Origin of the sequence: Ectopseudomonas composti (assembly GCF_900115475.1) — a bacterium.
GTDB classification, from domain to species: domain Bacteria; phylum Pseudomonadota; class Gammaproteobacteria; order Pseudomonadales; family Pseudomonadaceae; genus Aquipseudomonas; species Aquipseudomonas composti.
Genome location: NZ_FOWP01000001.1, coordinates 531441 through 549079, shown reverse-complemented (window position 1 = coordinate 549079; position 17639 = coordinate 531441). Strand labels below are relative to the sequence as shown.

At 56.3% G+C, this 17639-nt stretch carries 15 protein-coding genes; 13 read left to right on the top strand and 2 right to left on the bottom strand.

Annotation, left to right across the window (positions count from 1 at the left end):
* The first annotated feature begins 1 nt into the window (after window position 1).
* From BM059_RS02405 to BM059_RS02365, 9 genes are all read left to right on the top strand, one after another.
* Window positions 2–1756 (top strand): carbamoyltransferase family protein, encoded by a 1755-nt coding sequence (locus BM059_RS02405; RefSeq protein ID WP_074936473.1) that lies wholly within the window; start codon window positions 2–4, stop codon window positions 1754–1756.
* Entirely contained in the window at window positions 1743–2894 is a 1152-nt protein-coding gene (locus tag BM059_RS02400) for a glycosyltransferase (protein ID WP_074936471.1), read from the top strand. Before BM059_RS02405 ends, BM059_RS02400 begins: the two co-directional genes overlap by 14 nt.
* A 16-nt stretch (window positions 2895–2910) precedes the next feature.
* Window positions 2911–4512, top strand: coding sequence for an aldolase catalytic domain-containing protein (locus BM059_RS02395; RefSeq protein ID WP_074936469.1), 1602 nt, complete (start codon window positions 2911–2913; stop codon window positions 4510–4512).
* A gap of 16 nt (window positions 4513–4528) precedes the next feature.
* Window positions 4529–5266 (top strand): 3-deoxy-manno-octulosonate cytidylyltransferase, encoded by a 738-nt coding sequence (locus BM059_RS02390; RefSeq protein ID WP_208606084.1) that lies wholly within the window; start codon window positions 4529–4531, stop codon window positions 5264–5266.
* 3 nt (window positions 5267–5269) lie between these two features.
* Complete coding sequence (locus BM059_RS02385; protein WP_074936467.1) at window positions 5270–5938, top strand: HAD family hydrolase; 669 nt, start codon at window positions 5270–5272, stop codon at window positions 5936–5938.
* Complete coding sequence (locus BM059_RS02380; protein WP_244154365.1) at window positions 5935–6795, top strand: lipopolysaccharide core biosynthesis protein; 861 nt, start codon at window positions 5935–5937, stop codon at window positions 6793–6795. Before BM059_RS02385 ends, BM059_RS02380 begins: the two co-directional genes overlap by 4 nt.
* Window positions 6796–6808: 13 nt before the next feature.
* On the top strand, window positions 6809–7759 hold the full coding sequence (locus BM059_RS02375; protein WP_074936465.1) for a glycosyltransferase: 951 nt from the start codon (window positions 6809–6811) through the stop codon (window positions 7757–7759).
* A 120-nt stretch (window positions 7760–7879) separates the two neighbouring features.
* The gene (locus tag BM059_RS02370) at window positions 7880–8776 is read left to right on the top strand and encodes a glycosyltransferase family 2 protein (RefSeq protein ID WP_074936799.1); all 897 of its coding nucleotides are present in this window, start codon (window positions 7880–7882) and stop codon (window positions 8774–8776) included.
* A gap of 64 nt (window positions 8777–8840) precedes the next feature.
* Window positions 8841–10022, top strand: coding sequence for an O-antigen ligase family protein (locus BM059_RS02365; protein ID WP_074936462.1), 1182 nt, complete (start codon window positions 8841–8843; stop codon window positions 10020–10022).
* Here the strand turns inward: BM059_RS02365 and BM059_RS02360 are convergent.
* Together BM059_RS02360 and BM059_RS25130 are read right to left on the bottom strand one after the other, a co-directional pair.
* The gene (locus tag BM059_RS02360; protein WP_074936460.1) at window positions 10019–10627 is read right to left on the bottom strand and encodes a BUD32 family EKC/KEOPS complex subunit; all 609 of its coding nucleotides are present in this window, start codon (window positions 10625–10627) and stop codon (window positions 10019–10021) included. The genes BM059_RS02365 and BM059_RS02360 overlap by 4 nt on opposite strands.
* A 296-nt stretch (window positions 10628–10923) precedes the next feature.
* Window positions 10924–11835, bottom strand: a complete 912-nt coding sequence (locus BM059_RS25130) for a BUD32 family EKC/KEOPS complex subunit (protein WP_139220695.1) — start codon at window positions 11833–11835, stop codon at window positions 10924–10926.
* Window positions 11836–12009: 174 nt separating this feature from the next.
* Between BM059_RS25130 and msbA the strand changes: the two genes are divergently transcribed.
* From msbA to hldE, 4 genes are all read left to right on the top strand, one after another.
* Window positions 12010–13839 (top strand): lipid A export permease/ATP-binding protein MsbA, encoded by a 1830-nt coding sequence (msbA, locus tag BM059_RS02350; protein WP_074936456.1) that lies wholly within the window; start codon window positions 12010–12012, stop codon window positions 13837–13839.
* The gene (locus BM059_RS02345) at window positions 13839–14735 is read left to right on the top strand and encodes a GNAT family N-acetyltransferase (protein WP_074936454.1); all 897 of its coding nucleotides are present in this window, start codon (window positions 13839–13841) and stop codon (window positions 14733–14735) included. The genes msbA and BM059_RS02345 overlap by 1 nt, the downstream gene beginning before the upstream one ends.
* 4 nt (window positions 14736–14739) lie before the next feature.
* On the top strand, window positions 14740–16122 hold the full coding sequence (locus BM059_RS02340; RefSeq protein WP_074936453.1) for a PIG-L deacetylase family protein: 1383 nt from the start codon (window positions 14740–14742) through the stop codon (window positions 16120–16122).
* Window positions 16123–16183: 61 nt separating this feature from the next.
* Window positions 16184–17605 carry a bifunctional D-glycero-beta-D-manno-heptose-7-phosphate kinase/D-glycero-beta-D-manno-heptose 1-phosphate adenylyltransferase HldE gene (gene hldE / locus BM059_RS02335; protein WP_074936451.1) on the top strand — a complete coding sequence of 474 codons (1422 nt, stop codon included), beginning with the start codon at window positions 16184–16186 and terminating at the stop codon, window positions 17603–17605.
* Window positions 17606–17639 lie beyond the last annotated feature (34 nt).

Below are 17639 nucleotides of genomic sequence, written 5' to 3'. Positions count from 1 at the left end.
TGTGGCACTGACCATTCTCGGCCTGTCCGGCGCCCTCAGTCACGATCCGTCCGCCGCGCTCTACATTGACGGCAAACTGATCGCGGCGGTGGAGGAGGAGCGCTTCGTGCGCGATAAGCACGCGAAGAACCGCATGCCCTACGAGTCGGCCAAGTTCTGCCTGGAACAGGCCGGTATCAAGCCGTCGGATGTCGACGTAGTGGCCATTCCCTTCGCTCCCATCAGCATCTTCGAGAAGGCCCGCTGGCAGTACGCCAAGCGTTACGCGTACGCGCCGGATCGTGCCCTCGATGCGATCCTGTTCGGCAACCGCCGTTACAAACGCTACAAGAAGCGCATCGAGTGGTGCCTGGTGCAACTCGGCTTCGACCTGAAGAAGGTCAAGATCGAGCCGGTCGAACACCACCTGGCCCACGCCTCCAGTGCCTACCACTGCTCGGGCTTCAAGGAAAAGACCGCGATCCTCGGTATCGACGGCAAGGGCGAGTACGCCACCACCTTCTTCGGCTACGGCGAGAACGGCAAGATCCACAAGATCAAGGAGTTCTTCGATCCGGATTCGCTCGGTGGCCTGTATGGCGCGATCACCGAATACCTGGGCTTCGAGATGCTCGACGGCGAGTTCAAGGTCATGGGCATGGCGCCCTACGGTGACGCCGCCAAGTACGATTTCTCGCGCCTGGCCAAGTTCGAGAATGGCGAGCTGATCATCAACACCGAGTACGCCAATGTCATCGGCTTCCGCCGCTACAAGGAAAACGGCAAGGGCTACTACTTCTCGCCCAAGCTGATCGAATGGCTCGGGCCGAAGCGTGAAGGCGACATCGCCGACGACCCCTACATCCATTACGCGGCTAGCATGCAGGCGCTGTTCGAGAAGCTGGCGCTGCAGATGATGGAGTACTACCTCGGCGATATCCTCAAGGAAACTGGCAAGATCGCCTTCGCCGGCGGCTGTGCGCTGAACGTCAAGCTGAACCAGAAGATCATCGCCCGTGACGATGTGAAGGAGCTGTTCGTGCAGCCGGCTTCCGGCGATGCCGGTACGGCTGTTGGTGCGGCGGCTTACGTGTCGAACCAGCGCGGCGTGCCGGTGGAGAAGATGGAGCACGTCTATCTCGGCCCGTCCTACTCCAACGAAGACGTTATCGCCGCCTGCGCCAAGCACCCGAACCAGCCAGTGTTCAAACGCATCGACAACACAGCTGAGCGCATTGCCAAGATTATGGTTGATGGCAACCCGGTAGCCTGGTTCCAGGGGCGCATGGAGTTTGGCCCGCGTGCCCTAGGTGGTCGCTCGATCATCGGTTGCCCAAGCATTCCGGGTGTGGCCGACCGTATCAATGAGCAGATCAAGTTCCGCGAGCGCTGGAGACCCTTCTGCCCGTCGATGCTCGACACTGTGGCGGCGAAAATGCTCAAGGTCGATCACCCGAGCCCCTTCATGACCTTCACCTTCGAGGTAAACGACGAATGGAAGGAGCGTGTGGGTGAAGTGGTGCACGAGGACGGCACCTCGCGTGCCCAGGTGCTGGAGCGCCGCTTCAATCCGCGTTGGTACGACCTGATGCAGGAGCTGGAGAAGCTCACCGGAAATGGCGTGTCGCTGAACACCTCGCTCAACCGCCGAGGTGAGCCGATGATCTGCTCTCCGACCGACGCGCTGAACATGTTCTATGGTTCGGATCTACAGTACCTGATCATGGAAGATGTGCTCGTGGTCAAGGATGACAAGGACTGGTATGACGTCGTCTGAGCAGGCCCCTGGCCAGGCGCAGCGCTGGGTTCTGCAGTTCTGCCATGGCTATGATGGCCCCTTTCTGGACTGTGCTCGGCAGTATGCGGTGCTGTTCAAGGACACGCCCTACAAGGTCTGCACCATCTATCTGACCGGCACGCCGTCAGCGGAAGTCGAGCGCGGCTCGGCTTCCGACGAGGTGATCTTCCTCGACTATTCCAGTGCTCAGGTGCGTGGTCTGAAGCTGGCTGCGATCCGCGATTTGCGCCGGATCGCAGCCTCGCGTAACTTCGCCCTGTGCATCGCGCACCGCTTCAAACCGATCTACGTCGCGTTGCTCGGCAGCGATCTGCCGGTGATCGGCGTGCATCACGCCTTTGGCGACTACAAGCGCCGTTCGCGGCAACTGTTCGCTAATTTCTTTCGCAAGCGTCTGGCGCTGCTCGGGGTTTCTAATGCTGTGCGCGACGATATACGCGCCTGCCTGCCCGATTGGCCGGCCGAGCGTATCGAAACGCTGTACAACCGTATCGATGTCGAGGCCGTACAGGCCGAGCAGGTTTCTCGCGAGCAGGCTCGCGAGCATCTGGATTTGCCACAGGACGCCTGGGTGGTTGGCAACGTCGGCCGCCTGCATCCGGACAAGGACCAGGCCACATTGATCCGTGGCTTCGCCCAGGCATTGCCGCAGCTGCCGGACGGCAGCTTGCTGGCGATCATGGGTACTGGCCGTCTGGAGTCCTCACTCAAGGCGCTGGTAGTGGAGCTGGGAGTGAGTGAGTCGGTGCGTTTTCTCGGCCAGGTGCCGAATGGTCGTCGCTACTTCAAGGCGTTCGACGTATTTGCTTTGACTTCTGATCATGAGCCGTTTGGCATGGTGTTGCTTGAGGCGATGGCTGCGGGTATGCCTGTGCTGGCAAGCGATTGCGGTGGTGCGCCTGAGGTTGTAAGCGATCCATCCGCACTTTTTCCAATGGGCGACATTGTAGGGTTGGTCCGCTGTATTGCCATACAAGCTGCGTTTCGTGGTGGGTCAAAGGAAATGACCAATCGGCTGGGCAATCTGTTTTCCGATGCTGCCGCCAAGGAGCGTTTTTGGCAGCTTGCTGCCGTGAGTGCATTGATAGGCTCTACTGATATGACAGTTCAGAGTTGATTCGAGGAGGCAAGATATGCCAGTCGTTATGCTGGATTGCACGCTCAGGGACGGTGGCTATTACAATAATTGGGACTTTGAGCAGGGCCTGGTACAGCGTTATCTGCATGCCATGGCGTCCGCCAAAATCGATTATGTCGAACTAGGTTTGAGAGGGTTTTCAAGGTCTGGCTTTTTCGGGCCATATGCGTTTTCACGCGATGATCATCTTTGTGATCTAGGGCTCCCAAAAGAGCTGCATTATGGCGTCATGGTCAACGCTGCAGAACTCCTGAAACATGCCGATGGCGCGAATGTTGCGGTGACTCAGCTCTTCGGACCGGCATCGGAGTCACTGATCGAACTGGTTCGGGTTGCTTGTCACCTACGTGAGGTCGCTGGTGTACTGGATGCCTGTCGTTGGTTGAAGTCACAGGGTTATCGCATCGGTTTGAATATCATGCAGATCGCCGAGTGCTCTGTTGACGAATTGGCCATCCAGGTATCAGCGATTCCAAACGATGTAGTTGACGTCTTGTACTTCGCCGATAGTACAGGGGGAATGAGTCCAGCTCAGGTCAGTGCCGTCACAGCATTGCTGCGTAAGCGCTGGTCAGGGGCGCTTGGCATTCATGCGCACGACAATCGCGCCTTGGCACACGCCAACACGTTACAGGCAATTTCCGATGGTGTGACCTGGGTCGATTCGACCGTTACGGGGATGGGGCGTGGGCCGGGCAATGCAAAAACCGAGTATCTGGCACTCGAATTTGCCGAGCAACGAGTGGGAGCAAACACGGCACCCCTGTTGAAACTCGTAAGCCGGGACTTTCTGCCTATGCAGCAGGTTTTCGGCTGGGGAACCAATACCTATTACTACCTTGCTGGTAAGCACGGTATTCATCCTACTTATGTCCAAGAGATGCTCGGTGACTCACGCTACAGCGGGGCGGATCTTGCGACTACCTTGGAGGCCCTGAAAAGGGGGGGAGCCAGAACATTCAGTAGCGATACGCTCGAAGCAGCACGGCATTTCTACTATGGAGAAGCGATCGGCTCCTGGGCTCCCCGTGAAACCCTGCAGGGACGAGAGGCTCTACTGATTGGGGCTGGCCCCGGTATTACACGTCATCGGCAGGCTCTGGAGCGCTATATTCGGAAAAACGATCCGATCGTCGTGGTGCTCAATACCCATTCGGTTCTCGATGACGCTGCGGTGAATCTGCGTCTTGCCTGTCATCCACTACGGCTGATGGCTGATTTACGTGACTACGCTGAGTTGCGTCAGCCCCTGGTTACGCCAGCCTCCATGCTTCCGTCGGATGTTCGTGAAGCGTTGAGCACGCTCAAACTACTGGACTTCGGAATAAGCGTGCGCCCCGGTGTTTTCGAGTTCGCCGATCACTCTTGCACGGTTCCCAATACGCTAGCGCTCAGTTATGCATTGGCGATGCTGGCGAGCGGTGACGTTTCCCGCATTTTGCTCGCGGGGTTCGATGGGTACGCTGGTGATGATCCTAGAAATCGTGAGTTGGATCAGACCCTGGAGCTCTTTCAAGCACAGCCGGCTGCCCCGGAGTTGCTAGCCATTACGCCTACGCGATTGCAGCTCCCCATCTCTTCTGTATATGCGCTGTGAGCGCCAGGAACCGTCTATGACGATTAACTACGCGGTCATCATCCCTGCTCGCTACGCCTCTAGTCGGCTCCCCGGCAAGCCCCTTGTCCTCCTGGACGGCGTGCCGATGATTGTACGCACCTGGCAGCGCTGCGTTCAGGCGTGTCCAGCTGAACGGGTCTACGTCGCTACCGACGATGCACGCATACGAGATACCTGCAAAGACTGGGGTATACAGGTGTTGATGACGTCTTCGGAGTGCTTGACCGGAACGGACCGTGTTGCTGAATGTGCTCAGCAACTAGATGCGGATGTATTCATCAATGTCCAGGGGGACGAGCCGCTTCTCAACCCTGATGACCTGCGCATAATGTCTACAGCGGTCTCCAGGTTTCCCGAGGAAGTACTGAATGGTTATTGCAGCATCGATGATGTCGAGCAATTTTTCAGTGCTAGCACTCCAAAGGTAGCAGTCCGTCCGGATGGACGTCTCCTCTATATGTCGCGTGCTCCCATACCGGGCAACAAACAGGGCGATTTTGTCCTGGGGTACCGTCAGGTGTGCATATATGCGTTCCCCAGAGCTGCATTGCGGGCATTTGCAGCAGCTCCTAGTAAGACGGTATTCGAGGCGATAGAGGATATTGAAATCCTGAGATTCCTGGAGTTGGGCTGGGAAGTGAGAATGCTTGAGATGTCGCGAGAGTCGATTGCAGTCGATAATCCAGAAGATGTCGAACGAGCAGAATTGGCGATTCGCCTTCGAGGGCTTTAGCAGGTGCAGTCATTGTCTCAATACGCCACTCTGATCTTCGATTGTGATGGTGTCCTTCTCGACTCCAATGCTGTCAAGACCAGGGCTTTCGGAGAAGTGACCGAACGTTACGGTATGGAGATTTCGTCAGCGTTTGTCGACTATCACGTACGCAACGGCGGGGTTTCGCGGTATCAGAAATTTCGCTACCTGTTCAGTGATCTTCTACGACGCCAGCCTCATGTCCAAGAGGCCGAACAGCTTTTGCAGGCTTATGCGGACAAGGTTCGGGAGGGATTACTGACCTGCGCTGTCGCCGATGGTCTTGCAGAGCTACGGGAGGTTACTGCTCCGAGTGGCTGGCTCGTGGCTTCTGGTGGTGACCAGCAGGAACTGCGGCAGATATTTCAGATGCGCGAACTTACAGCTTATTTCGATCATGGCATCCACGGTAGTCCAGCACCCAAGAACCAGATACTTCAGGACGCTTTGTCCATAGGAAAGATTCAATTGCCGGCCCTGTTCATCGGTGACAGCCGTTTCGATCATGTCTGCGCTAAGCAAGCCGGACTGGATTTCGTTTTTGTTTATCGCTGGAGCGAGTTCCCCGAATGGCAGGAGTACTGCCGGCGTGAATCAGTGGCTAGTTTTGAGGATATTTCTGCATTGTTGCGTGCGATGGGCCCTTTATGAGCAGGCTTCACATTCATAGTCCCGGTGGGCGGGCGGAGTTAGAGCTTGATGGCTTCGGCAGTAGAGTGCTCGATGACCTGAGCAGCCTCAAGGGTAAGTATTCAGGCGCCGTATTCATCGTAACCTCCGGTCCTTCAGCGAAGGACTTTCCGATAGAACGCTATGCGTCAATCCCCATGGTGGCTGTAAATGGGTCAATTGCCTGTTTCCCACCAGGAATTGATCCATTTTTCTTCCTCTGTGATGACAGCGGCGTAGCTGCTGCGAAAAGTGATCTCGTTGGGGCGGCGTTGCGCCGATCACGATTTGCCATGATTGGGCCCAGCGCCCTGGAGAGCCTTGCAGAGAAAGAGCCTGAGACCGTATGGCGAAGCCAACTTTTCGTGGCCGAGCGCGTTAACCGTTGGAGAGCGGCAGCCCATATCAGTGACCGACGCTTTGCATGGCGGGAGCGGAAAAACCGAGATTATGTAATTCGGCGGTCTTTTTTTAGCCAAAAGCTCAGCCGCGTAGGGTTCAGCCGGAATTTTCCTGTTGGTTACTTCTCGTGTCGAACCATTGCGTACGCGGCGATTCAGCTAGCCTATTACCTGGGTTTCAGTCGGGTGATCATGGTCGGGATGGATTTGCGGGCGTCGCTTGGGAATTTCTATGACCCTAAGGGCGAGCGTGTGCCCAGTCGGCTAGACGAAGATTATGAAGACCTCATCTTGCCGCACTTCATATGGATGTCCAAGCAGATATTGGGATCAGATTTTCAGGTGTTCAATCTTTCGTCCAACAGTAGATTACCTGCGGACGTTATTCCCAAAATCGGGTTGTCCGATCTTGATGGAATGCTGGACCTAATCAAATAAAGAGGCTGAGAGCTTGAAGGTTCTTTTTCTGGTGCAGGCTGAGCAACGAGCGATACTGGATCGCCTATATGAGGGAGTTGCGGACGCCTGTGAAAGCTGTGATGTCCGCTGGTTGACGAGTGCCGAACAAGATGACCTGAAGCGCTATTTTCATGAGCATGTCGATATCTCAAGATATGACAGAGTTCTCTTCTTTCTTCGCTTTAAAAAAGAGATCAAGCAGTGGCGTTTCATTCGCACGCTGCCAAACCTAGTGATTTTGGAACACGATGCCTATCAAAATTACATTTCCTGTAAGTACACGGGAAAGTTCACTGCACATTACCGGCGTATGCCGTGGGTTAGGGTGATTAGTTCTGGGGCTCAGGTGGCTCAGAACTTACGGGCCGAAGGGTTCGATGCTTGCTTTGTATCCAAAGGTTACGACCAGACTCTGTTGAGCTATCTACAGCGAGAGAGAGACATCGAGTTAGCTTTCGTTGGTAGCACCAAAAGTTCGGCCTACAGTGGCCGTAAGGCGTTGTTAGACGAGTTGGCCTCAGTTGAAAATCTGCTTGTGACCAAGACACGATCTGGTCTGGAGTATTGTGAGACGCTCAACCGTATTCGCTTCTTCGTCAGTGCTGATGTAGGGATGGGCGAGTACATGATCAAAAACTTCGAGGCCATGGCATGCGGGTGTGTGCTGTTGGCCTATGATCAAGGCGATTTGGAGAATGACGCGCTAGGCTTCCGTGACATGCACAATCTGGTTCTGTATCGGACGGTGCCCGAGCTTAGGGAGAAGTTGGCTGTCTTGAGGCAGGATCCCGAGTTAGTCGAGCGTATTGCCAAGGCCGGCCGCCAGACTGCCGAAGAAAGATACGGGTTTGATCGTATAGGTCGTCAAATTGCCGAAGCTATGCGTCCAGCGCTTAGGCAGCATGAAAACCGTACTAGCTGGCTGGCTTGGATTGGGCTCTGACTAGGTATGGCTTGGTGTTCCATTTTTTTAATTAATCAAGGCTGTTTCTGGCGGTACGGTGTAATGGATAGAGTTGAAAGATTTTCATGAATATTCGTGGGGAGAGTTTAGGTGAGTGAGTTGCGTGAGGGGCAGGAGGTTTCTGTAGCGTCAGTGTTGCCGCTCGTGTCGGTGATTATTGCCTCCTATAATCACGCATCCTACATTGAAGCTAGTATCCGTAGTGTCATGGAGCAGACGTACTCCAATGTCGAGCTGCTAGTAGTTGATGATGGTTCCCGTGACGATAGCGTTGGGAGGATTTTGCGCCTCCAAGAAGAATATGGATTTGACTTTCAGGCTCAACAAAACTGCGGCTTGAGTCGTACCCTGAATGCTGCAATCGCCAGAAGTAGTGGAAGTCTTATCGTACCTTTCGGCTCTGACGATATAATGCGAGCAGAGCGTCTTGCTGTGCAGGTTGAATATATGCAAGGCAAGCCAGAGGTGGGGGTCTGCTCGGCTAATATCGATATGATAGATGCCGAGGGTAATTTACTTCCGGATAAGCAGCAGAAACAACGCCATCTGCCTTTTCGGCGTTTGGATTTCGATGATCTGTTTCTGGATCGAAAACCGGGACCGCAGGCGGCTACGTTGATGTTTCGGCGAGAGGCATTGGAGTCAGTTGGGGGGTTCAATCCGGATATTCCACTTGAAGATGTCTATATCTGTCTTTGTGTTCTCAGGGCAGGCTATTTTATTGATATATTACCTGATGTTCTGGCTGACTATAGAAAGCATGAAAATAACACGTATAAGCGCTTGCGTTTCATGACAGAAAATATGCTGAAGACCTATTCGATATTTTCGGATCATCCTGCTTATTCGCAGGTGCGATCAAAGTACTTGGTTTCCATGTTTCTCAAGGCCTCAAGCCGTGATAAGGTTTTGGCGCGTGAATTGCTTAGAGAGCTGCCCTGGGGCAGTTACAATGCCAAAGTCGTTCGAGGTGCCTTGCGTTTGTTATTCTCGTAGGTGATGAGGAGCAATGGCTGTTGCTTGGTGTAGGAAATTAGGTTGTCTTGGCTAGGTTTAGGTTATGTGGCGTGAGCGAATATACAAGGGTTATATCGATTTTTGGTTGCCGGTTGCGCTTGTCTTGTTTTTAACGGGTATGTTTTGGGTGGGGGAACGCTCGCTCTATCATAAACTCTATTATCTGACCCTGGCGCTGCCAACGCTTGTGGTTGTTTTTTTTAGTGGCTATCACTTTCGTGGTGTTGTGCGAGAGCCACTGTTCTTGCTCTTCGTCATGTTTGCACTCTATGTAATGGTGTCCTTGGCTTGGTCGCCCGGCAGTGCTGATTATTCTAAACTCAAGCACCCCCTTTACATCTGTATGCTGCTATTGGCAGTGGCGATGTTGGGTGAGAGTAACATGCGTCGTTTGGTGCAGCTCGTAGGCGCCGCAGGAGTAATTGCCGGGTTAGCCGCATTGATCAGCATTGTCATTTACTTTGGCAATGCGAATCGAGCGCCGCGCCTCGAGGGGCTGGGGGCGCTTTACAATCCGCTTTTGACGTCACATGTATATGGTTTTTTCGCAGCCCTGTGGCTGGCAGCGCTTATGAGCTCATCGAGGTTGTGGGGTGGGAAGTTGGCCCTGTTCGCACTTTTGGTCTTGTTGCTATTCTTGACCGGCTCTCGCACGCCCTTCATGGCGTTGATCGCAAGTGTTTCTTGGTTATTAATTATGGTCGCTGATCGGCGGATCGTTTGGCTGGCACTGGCTATGGGCGGAATCGCCGGATTGGGTTTATGGATATTTGACTCGCAATTGCTGGCACGAGGCCTGTCCTATCGGCCATTAATCTGGGCTGAGACTTGGCGCCAGATCATACCTGCCTTCTGGTTTGGGCATGGTTACGATGCAGGTATTGATATTGTTATTGAAGGCTTGAGTAGGCTTTTGGCTGATCCGCATAACCTGACATTGGGTGTGATATACCAAACAGGAGTGATCGGAGGTGGGATGTGGCTGGCTATCTATCTCTATAGCTTTGTGAGTGCCTGGCGCATGCGTGGTTCAGGCTTGGTGTTGGTGAGTTCAACGCTTTTGGTATACGGTTTCGTTGCTGGTATGACTGAGGGTGGTTCGTTCATGTCGCGCCCGAAGGAGCATTGGTTCCTGATATGGATACCCATTGCGCTGCACTTGGCTGTCTTGCGTAAGGCCTCTGTGGGTCGCGAGAACAAGGTATCGGCGGCAGTAGGTGCTTAACCTGACAGTACTTTTTTGCAGAGTGCTTCGTAGGGGAATGCAGTCTTGAGATCGTTGTATTTTAGATAGCGCTCAAAGTGCCCCAGATTTCTCAGGATCTTGTTTCGTGATAGCGGGCGAGATTGGAACGTAAGATCTGCTATGTCGATCAGCCCCAACTGCTTGGAGGGGGTCAGCACGATGTTGCCAAGGTGCATGGAGCGGAAGTAGATGCCTTTTTTGTGTAGTATTCTGAAAAAATCAGCAATCTGTTCAAGTTGCGCTGCATCTATTCCTTGAGTCTGTTCGTAGAGTGAGCGAAGTGTAACGCCTGACAGCGCTTTGTAGCGAACGGCGGTCCACCCTGCTTGTGGGAGCTTGAATAGCTGCAACGGTGTGACCGTGGGTATACCTAGTTGCTGAAGCCGTTTTGCATTTCTCCAGAAGCGTACGGAGTAAGGCACCAGTAGCGCAGAGGATAGTAGTCTTTTTCGTCTGAAGAGCTTCAAGTAGTCGCCATTATCAAAGCGGTAGACCTTGGGGCCGTAGCTGTCTTCCTCTATGGTCTGGGTGCCTTTAATTAGCTGCTGGAAACTTTCTGTTGTCAGCTGAAGAGCCGTTGTCATGTCGTATCTGCTTGTCTGGATTTGGGCGGGTTGCCGTCCTGCTTGATGGCTGCTGAGTCATGTGTAGCTCATGATGCGAGGCTGGCCTGAAAAAATAGTCTGCCAGATTACGCAAAAGTTGCTTCGTAGGCCACCGAACCGATCACATTGGTTCCGCGGATGAGGGTGTTCGGTCTCTGAGCAGCTTGTGTCAGATGCGTTGCAGACGGCACCTTCTTCATCGCCAGAGTATTCCAGGCATCGTTTTCGCGATGTACGAGCCGCCTTCTGGGGTGATTTTTGTATCCGCTGTGTTTCTAACCAGCTCGCCCGTCTGTGTTGAGCTGTATCAAGTGCCCTGTCTTGGGAATCAGATGGCGCTCTTTGCGGTCGGCTCCATGATGCTTGAAGTGCTTGTAAAAAAGATCGAAGCGATCTTTCTGAATGGCTTTCCAGCCTGCCAGTTGCGACTCGACAATCTGATCGTAAATCGTTTCGGTGATGAACTCGTTCAGTTGATGCTGATAGAGGAAGGCAAACTGAAACCCCAGCGTCTCACTTGTATATCTGTTTTCACCGATAAAGCAGTTCTCCAGATCTATAGCCTTGAGGTTTTCGAGGTCGCCATCGCTGAGCATCATGTTTCCTGCCCATAGATCGAGATGGTAGATGCCTTTCGCATTTAGCTGGGCAATAAGTGCCAGGCCTGCTTCGGCGAAGCGGCAAACATTGGACGGGTTCTTACGTAGCCATTCATAGCCATCCATCCATCCGGCGAGATTCTCGTAATTTAGGAATATTTCGTTTACCAAACCACCCCGCTGGCGGATTACGCCATAGCCGAACAGCTTAGGAATCAGATCCGTTCGTGTCTGTGCTTCAGCATGGTTACATAGCTCTTCTAGAGCCCAGTCATAAAGACCGGATCGACGTTTGAGGCCTAAGGTCGCCCTCACGCGGGAAGGTATGCTGTCGAGTGTGGAGGTCTTTATGAATAAGGGGCTTGTTCCATTTACGCGAAGAGGTTGAGTAACGCGGGTCTTGCCTGTCTTGCGACCCATCGAGAGCAATTTGCAGATATGTGGCCACAGGCTTCTGAGCGAAACTCCTGTCTCCGTATCAATTGTGTAAAGGGTGGCATTGGCAAAGCGCTGCGAGGTTGCTGCATGTTTTCTCATCAATCCATGACAAATCACGGTGATCATCCTTTGTAATGCAGGCTGGTTCATCAGCCTCGTCGGTGAAACGGTAAAGTGCGTCAGCCTAATGGCATTTTAATATTGATGCCAGCGCTACGCTATTTCTGCAGTGCAAATGCAAAAAAATTCCGGCTCGGGCGCTTAGACAGGCTGTGCTGATACAATCCGCGTTTGCTAATCCTGCCAGTGCATGAGGCGAGCCGAATGGCCAATTCCAACGAGCAATCCAGTCTGAAGGTGTACCTGCGATTGCTGCGCTATGTGGTTCCATATTGGGGCCTGTTCACTATCAGTATCCTCGGCTTCCTGATCTTCGCCTCCACCCAGCCGATGCTGGGTTACATCCTCAAGTATTTCGTCGATGGCTTGTCGAACCCAGACGCCAGCCTGTTCGCGGGCGTGCCTTGGTTGTTGGAGCATGCGCCTTGGCTGGCCCATCTCAAGCTGCTGCAGGCCGTGCCGCTACTGATCGTGCTGATCGCCCTGTGGCAGGGCATTGGCTCGTTCCTTGGCAACTACTATCTGGCCAAGGTCTCGATGGGCCTGGTGCAGGATCTGCGCATCGCGCTGTTTAACAATCTGCTGACCCTGCCTAACCGCTACTTCGACAACCACAATTCCGGCCACCTGATTTCGCGCATCACTTACAACGTGACCATGGTCACCGGTGCTGCGACCGACGCGATCAAGGTCGTGGTACGCGAAGGCATGACGGTGGTGTTTCTGTTCGCCACGTTGCTGTGGATGAACTGGAAGCTGACCCTGGTGATGCTGGCCATCCTGCCGGTCATCGGTTTGATGGTGACCAGTACCAGCCGGAAATTCCGCAAGCAGAGCAAGAAGATCCAGACCAGCATGGGTGACGTCACCCATGTGACGTCTGAAAGCATTCAGGGCTATCGCGTGGTGCGCAGCTTCGGTGGCGAGGATTACGAGAAGCGGCGTTTTCTCGAAGCCAGCGAGGAGAACAAGAACAAGCAGTTGAAGATGGTGCGCACCGGTGCGGTGTATACGCCGTCGTTGCAACTGGTGATCTACAGCGCCATGGCGGTGTTGATGTTCCTCGTGCTGTGGCTGCGTGGCGATTCCTCGGCGGGGGATTTGGTGGCCTACATCACGCTTGCCGGCTTGTTGCCCAAGCCGATTCGCCAGCTGTCTGAAGTGAGCTCAAACATTCAGAAGGGGGTTGCGGCCGCCGAAAGCATCTTCGAGCAACTCGACGAGGAGCCCGAATTGGATCACGGCACGCAGACGCGTGACCGCGTCAGCGGCCGGCTCGAGGTTCGTGATCTCAGCTTCAGTTATCCGGGAACCGAGAAACCCGTGCTGGAGAATATCTCCTTCGTCGCCGAGCCTGGGCAAATGGTGGCGCTGGTCGGCCGTTCCGGTAGCGGCAAGTCAACCCTGGCCAATCTGATTCCGCGCTTCTATCACCATGATCAAGGGCAGATCCTGCTCGATGGCCTGGATGTCGAAGACTACACCCTGCGTAACCTACGTCGGCACATCGCACTGGTCACCCAACACGTCACGCTGTTCAACGACTCTGTACGCAATAACATCGCCTATGGTGACCTGGCTGGCGCGCCGCTCGAGGCGGTGCAACAGGCCGCCGGTGATGCTTATGCCGCCGAGTTTATCGAGAAGATGCCGCTGGGTTACGACACCCTGGTCGGTGAGAACGGTGTATTGCTGTCTGGTGGTCAGCGTCAACGCCTGGCCATCGCCCGCGCGCTGCTCAAGGATGCGCCGTTGCTGATTCTCGACGAGGCCACTTCGGCGCTGGACACCGAGTCCGAGCGGCATATTCAGGCGGCGCTGGATCAGGTGATGCAGGGCCGTACCACGCTGGTCATCGCGCACCGCCTGACCACCATCGAGAAGGCCGATCTGATTCTGGTGATGGATCAGGGGCAGATCGTCGAGCGCGGCAGCCATATCGAGTTGCTGGCGCAGAACGGCTATTACGCGCGCCTGCATGCCAAGCAGTTCGAGGACGGTGACGAGTCGGTCGTGGCTGAGCAGAGCGTCTGATGCTGAACCGTCTACGATTCTGGCGTGAACGTGGTTGGACGCCGATTACCGCTGCTGACTATGCCGAGGCCTGGGCCCGTTTCGGCGGGAGCGTCGCGACTCATCCTGAGGTGGTGGCACGGCTGGCCGATCTGGCGGGCATTCCCGTGCGCTACTTGGGTTGGCAGGTCGACGACCAGATCCAGGCCGCTATCCCGACCTGGGGACGCTACCTGGCGTTGTCCAAGGATGTGCTGAAGCAGCAAGGCAAGCGCGGTCTCTTCGATCTGGGCAATGCCGAGATCATTCTGCCGCTGGCGACTGGTGCACGGGTTTCGTTACGCCATCGCGCCCGCTATCTGTCCGAGCTCAATGCCACCGGGCTCATTGACATCAGCGAGCAGCCTGAGGGCCTGGCGCTAGCTCGTGAGCCGGAGCAGTACAGCAAGAAATTTCGCTACAACCAGCGCCGTGAGCAGCGCCTTCTGGAGGAGGCGGGTGGGGTGATTCGGCCTATGCTGGAGCTTACGCCCGAGGAACAGGCGCGCATCTATGCGGATCTGTTTCAGCGCCGTTGGGGCTTTGAGGCGACCGGCAAGGATCACTTGGCCGAGGTATTCGACCTGTTACGCGAGTTCATGACCGGCTCGCTGATCTACCTGAACGACGAGCCGGTGGCGATCCAGGTGCTGTATCGGGTCGAGGCACCCCGGTGGATCAGCCTGGAATACATCAACGGCGGGGTCGATCCAGAGCAGCGCGAATTCAGTCCCGGCAGCGTGCTTAGTTTCGTCAACACGCAGAGCGAATGGGAGCAAGCGCGGGCGCTGAGTAAGCCACTGCGCTACTCGTTCGGCCGCGCCGATCGTGAATACAAGGATCGCTGGTGCAACCGGGTGCCGGTCTATCAGGTGTGAAGCCATGAACGGACGCAAGCAACAACTGCTCAAACGCCACCGTCGCAACAAGCGCCTCGCCTTGCTGCTGGGCTTGTTGGTACTGCTGGTGTTGGGCGTGTTCGTCGCCTGGTGGCTGCCGCCAGCGTTGCTGGTGCTGGGGTGGATGGCACACGAGGCGTGGTTCGCCGATCACCTGTTCTATTCGCCTCGCGACGATTACCGCTACGAGTTTCCCGAGGACTGCCTGAGCGTGCTTGCCCGCCTCGAGCAGGGTCTGCTGCAGGTCGAGGCGGATCTGGACGGTCATGACACCCTGATCCTTGAACTGCGGCTGAAGGCCTCATGGCTTGGGTGCTGGCTAGACCCCCATGTGCGGCTTGGTAATGATCGCCAGGACTTCGAGCGGGGTGTTGCGGGGCGCCGCTACCTCAATCTCTCCGGTCTACAGGTGGGTGGTTTGCGCGTCGTGCCGCGCTTCTGCTGTATCGATGGCGAGCTGCGTCTGCATGCCATGCGCAATCCCGATTTCGCTGCGCAGCGCATGCTCATCATTGCACCGCATGCCGATGACGCTGAGCTGGCCGCTTTTGGCCAGTACAGCCGTTCGCCCGGCGCGGCCATCGTCACCCTCACGCAGGGCGAGATCGAAGCCGAGAACTACCAGCGCCTGGGCCTGGACAAGGCTGCTGCCGCGCGGCTCAAGGGCCGTCTGCGTGCCTGGGACAGCCTGGCTGCGCCCCTTTGGGGCGGTGTCCCGCAGGAGCGCTGTGTACAGCTTGGTTATTACTGCCTGCAGCTACCGGCCATGGCCGAGCAGCCACAAACACCGTTTGGCTCGCGTGAGTCGGGGGAGAGTGATGTGCGCAGCGTGCGTCGCCACAATCCGTTCACCTTGCCGTCAGACGTCGATGGCCAGCCGACCTGGGATAACCTGGTCGCCGATCTCGTCGCCGTGATCGAGCATTACCGCCCCGAGGTATTGTTGACCCCGCACCCGGAGCTGGACCCGCATCACGATCATGTCGCTAGCACCCGTGCGCTGCTCGAGGCCTGCGAACGCACACAGTGGCAGCCGAACACACTGCTGCTCTACGCTAACCACCTGCATGACAACGACCGTTGGCCGATGGGCCCGGCAGGCAACGGCATCGCCCTGCCGCCGGCTATTACCGCATTGCCAGCTGATCGCCTGTGGAGCCCGTCGCTCGACGCCGAACGTCAACTTGACAAGGCCATGGCCCTTGGACTGCAGCATGACCTGCAAGGCCCATTGCCATTGAAGAAGCGCCTGCGCCGATTGATCCAGCAGGTGCTGGCGGGGCGTCGTTGGCCCGCCACCGGCCAGGACGAATTCTTCCGCAAGGCGGTGCGCCGCCATGAGCTGTTCTGGGTACGCCTGCGTTGAGAAGCGCGGCATTCCTGGCGTGCTATGATTTTTCCCGTTTTTCTCCCGTTATGGAGCTGCAATGAAACTGACCATGCCCCGCTATGACCAGGCCGCCGTTCTAGTGGTCGGCGACGTGATGCTCGATCGCTACTGGCATGGCGGCACCTCGCGGATTTCTCCGGAAGCTCCGGTGCCGGTGGTGCGTGTCGACCAGATCGAGGATCGCCCCGGTGGCGCCGCCAACGTGGCTTTAAATATCGCTGCGCTCGGCGCGCGAGCCTTGCTTGTTGGCGTGACCGGTAATGATGAAGCCGCTGAAAGCCTCGGCGACAGCTTGCGTGGTGCGGGCGTAGATGCTCATTTCCAGCGTCTCGATGGCCAGCCCACTATCGTCAAGCTGCGGGTGATGAGCCGTCACCAGCAACTGTTGCGTATGGACTTCGAGGAACCGTTCAACACCGACACCGCAGCCATGGCGCGTGAAGTCGAGGCATTGCTCGATGGGGTCAAGGTGCTGGTGTTGTCGGACTACGGTAAGGGCGCGCTACAGAATCATCAGGCGCTGATTCAGGCTGCACGCAGCAAGGGCATTGCGGTGCTGGCCGATCCCAAGGGCAAGGATTTCTCCATCTACCGTGGTGCCAGTCTGATCACGCCCAATTTGCACGAGTTCGAGCTCATCGTCGGCGGTTGTGCCGATGAGGCCGAGTTGGTCAGCAAGGGGGCCACGCTGATGCGCGAGCTGGAGCTGGGCGCTCTGTTGGTGACGCGTGGTGAGCACGGCATGACCCTGCTGCGTCCGGAACATGCGCCGCTGCATCTGCCGGCCCGTGCCCGCGAGGTGTTCGACGTCACCGGCGCTGGCGATACGGTGATCTCCACCCTGGCTGCCTCCATCGCCGCGGGCGAAGAGCTGCCGCTGGCGGTGGCCCTGGCCAACCTGGCCGCTGGCATCGTCGTCGGCAAGCTGGGCACTGCAGCCATCAGTGCGCCGGAGTTACGTCGTGCGGTGCAGCGCGAAGAAGGTTCCGAGCGCGGCGTACTGAGCCTGGATCAATTGCTGATCGCCATCGAAGATGCCCGCGCCCATGGCGAGAAGATCGTCTTCACCAACGGGTGCTTCGACATCCTTCATGCCGGCCATGTGACCTATCTGGAGCAGGCACGCGCGCAGGGTGATCGTCTGATCGTGGCGATCAACGACGACGCCTCGGTCAGCCGCCTGAAAGGCCCGGGCCGTCCCATCAACGCGGTCGACCGCCGTATGGCGGTGCTCGCCGGTCTGGGCGCGGTGGACTGGGTGGTGAGCTTCAGCGAAGACACCCCCGAGCGCCTGCTGGGGCAGGTGCGGCCGGACGTGCTGGTCAAGGGTGGCGACTACGGCATCGACCAGGTAGTGGGCGCCGATATCGTCCAGGCCTATGGCGGTGAGGTGCGTGTGCTCGGCCTGGTGGAAAACAGCTCCACCACGGCGATCGTCGAGAAGATTCGCAGCAAGTGACGGGCGGCTGAGCGAGGCGTCAGTCCTGCTCAGC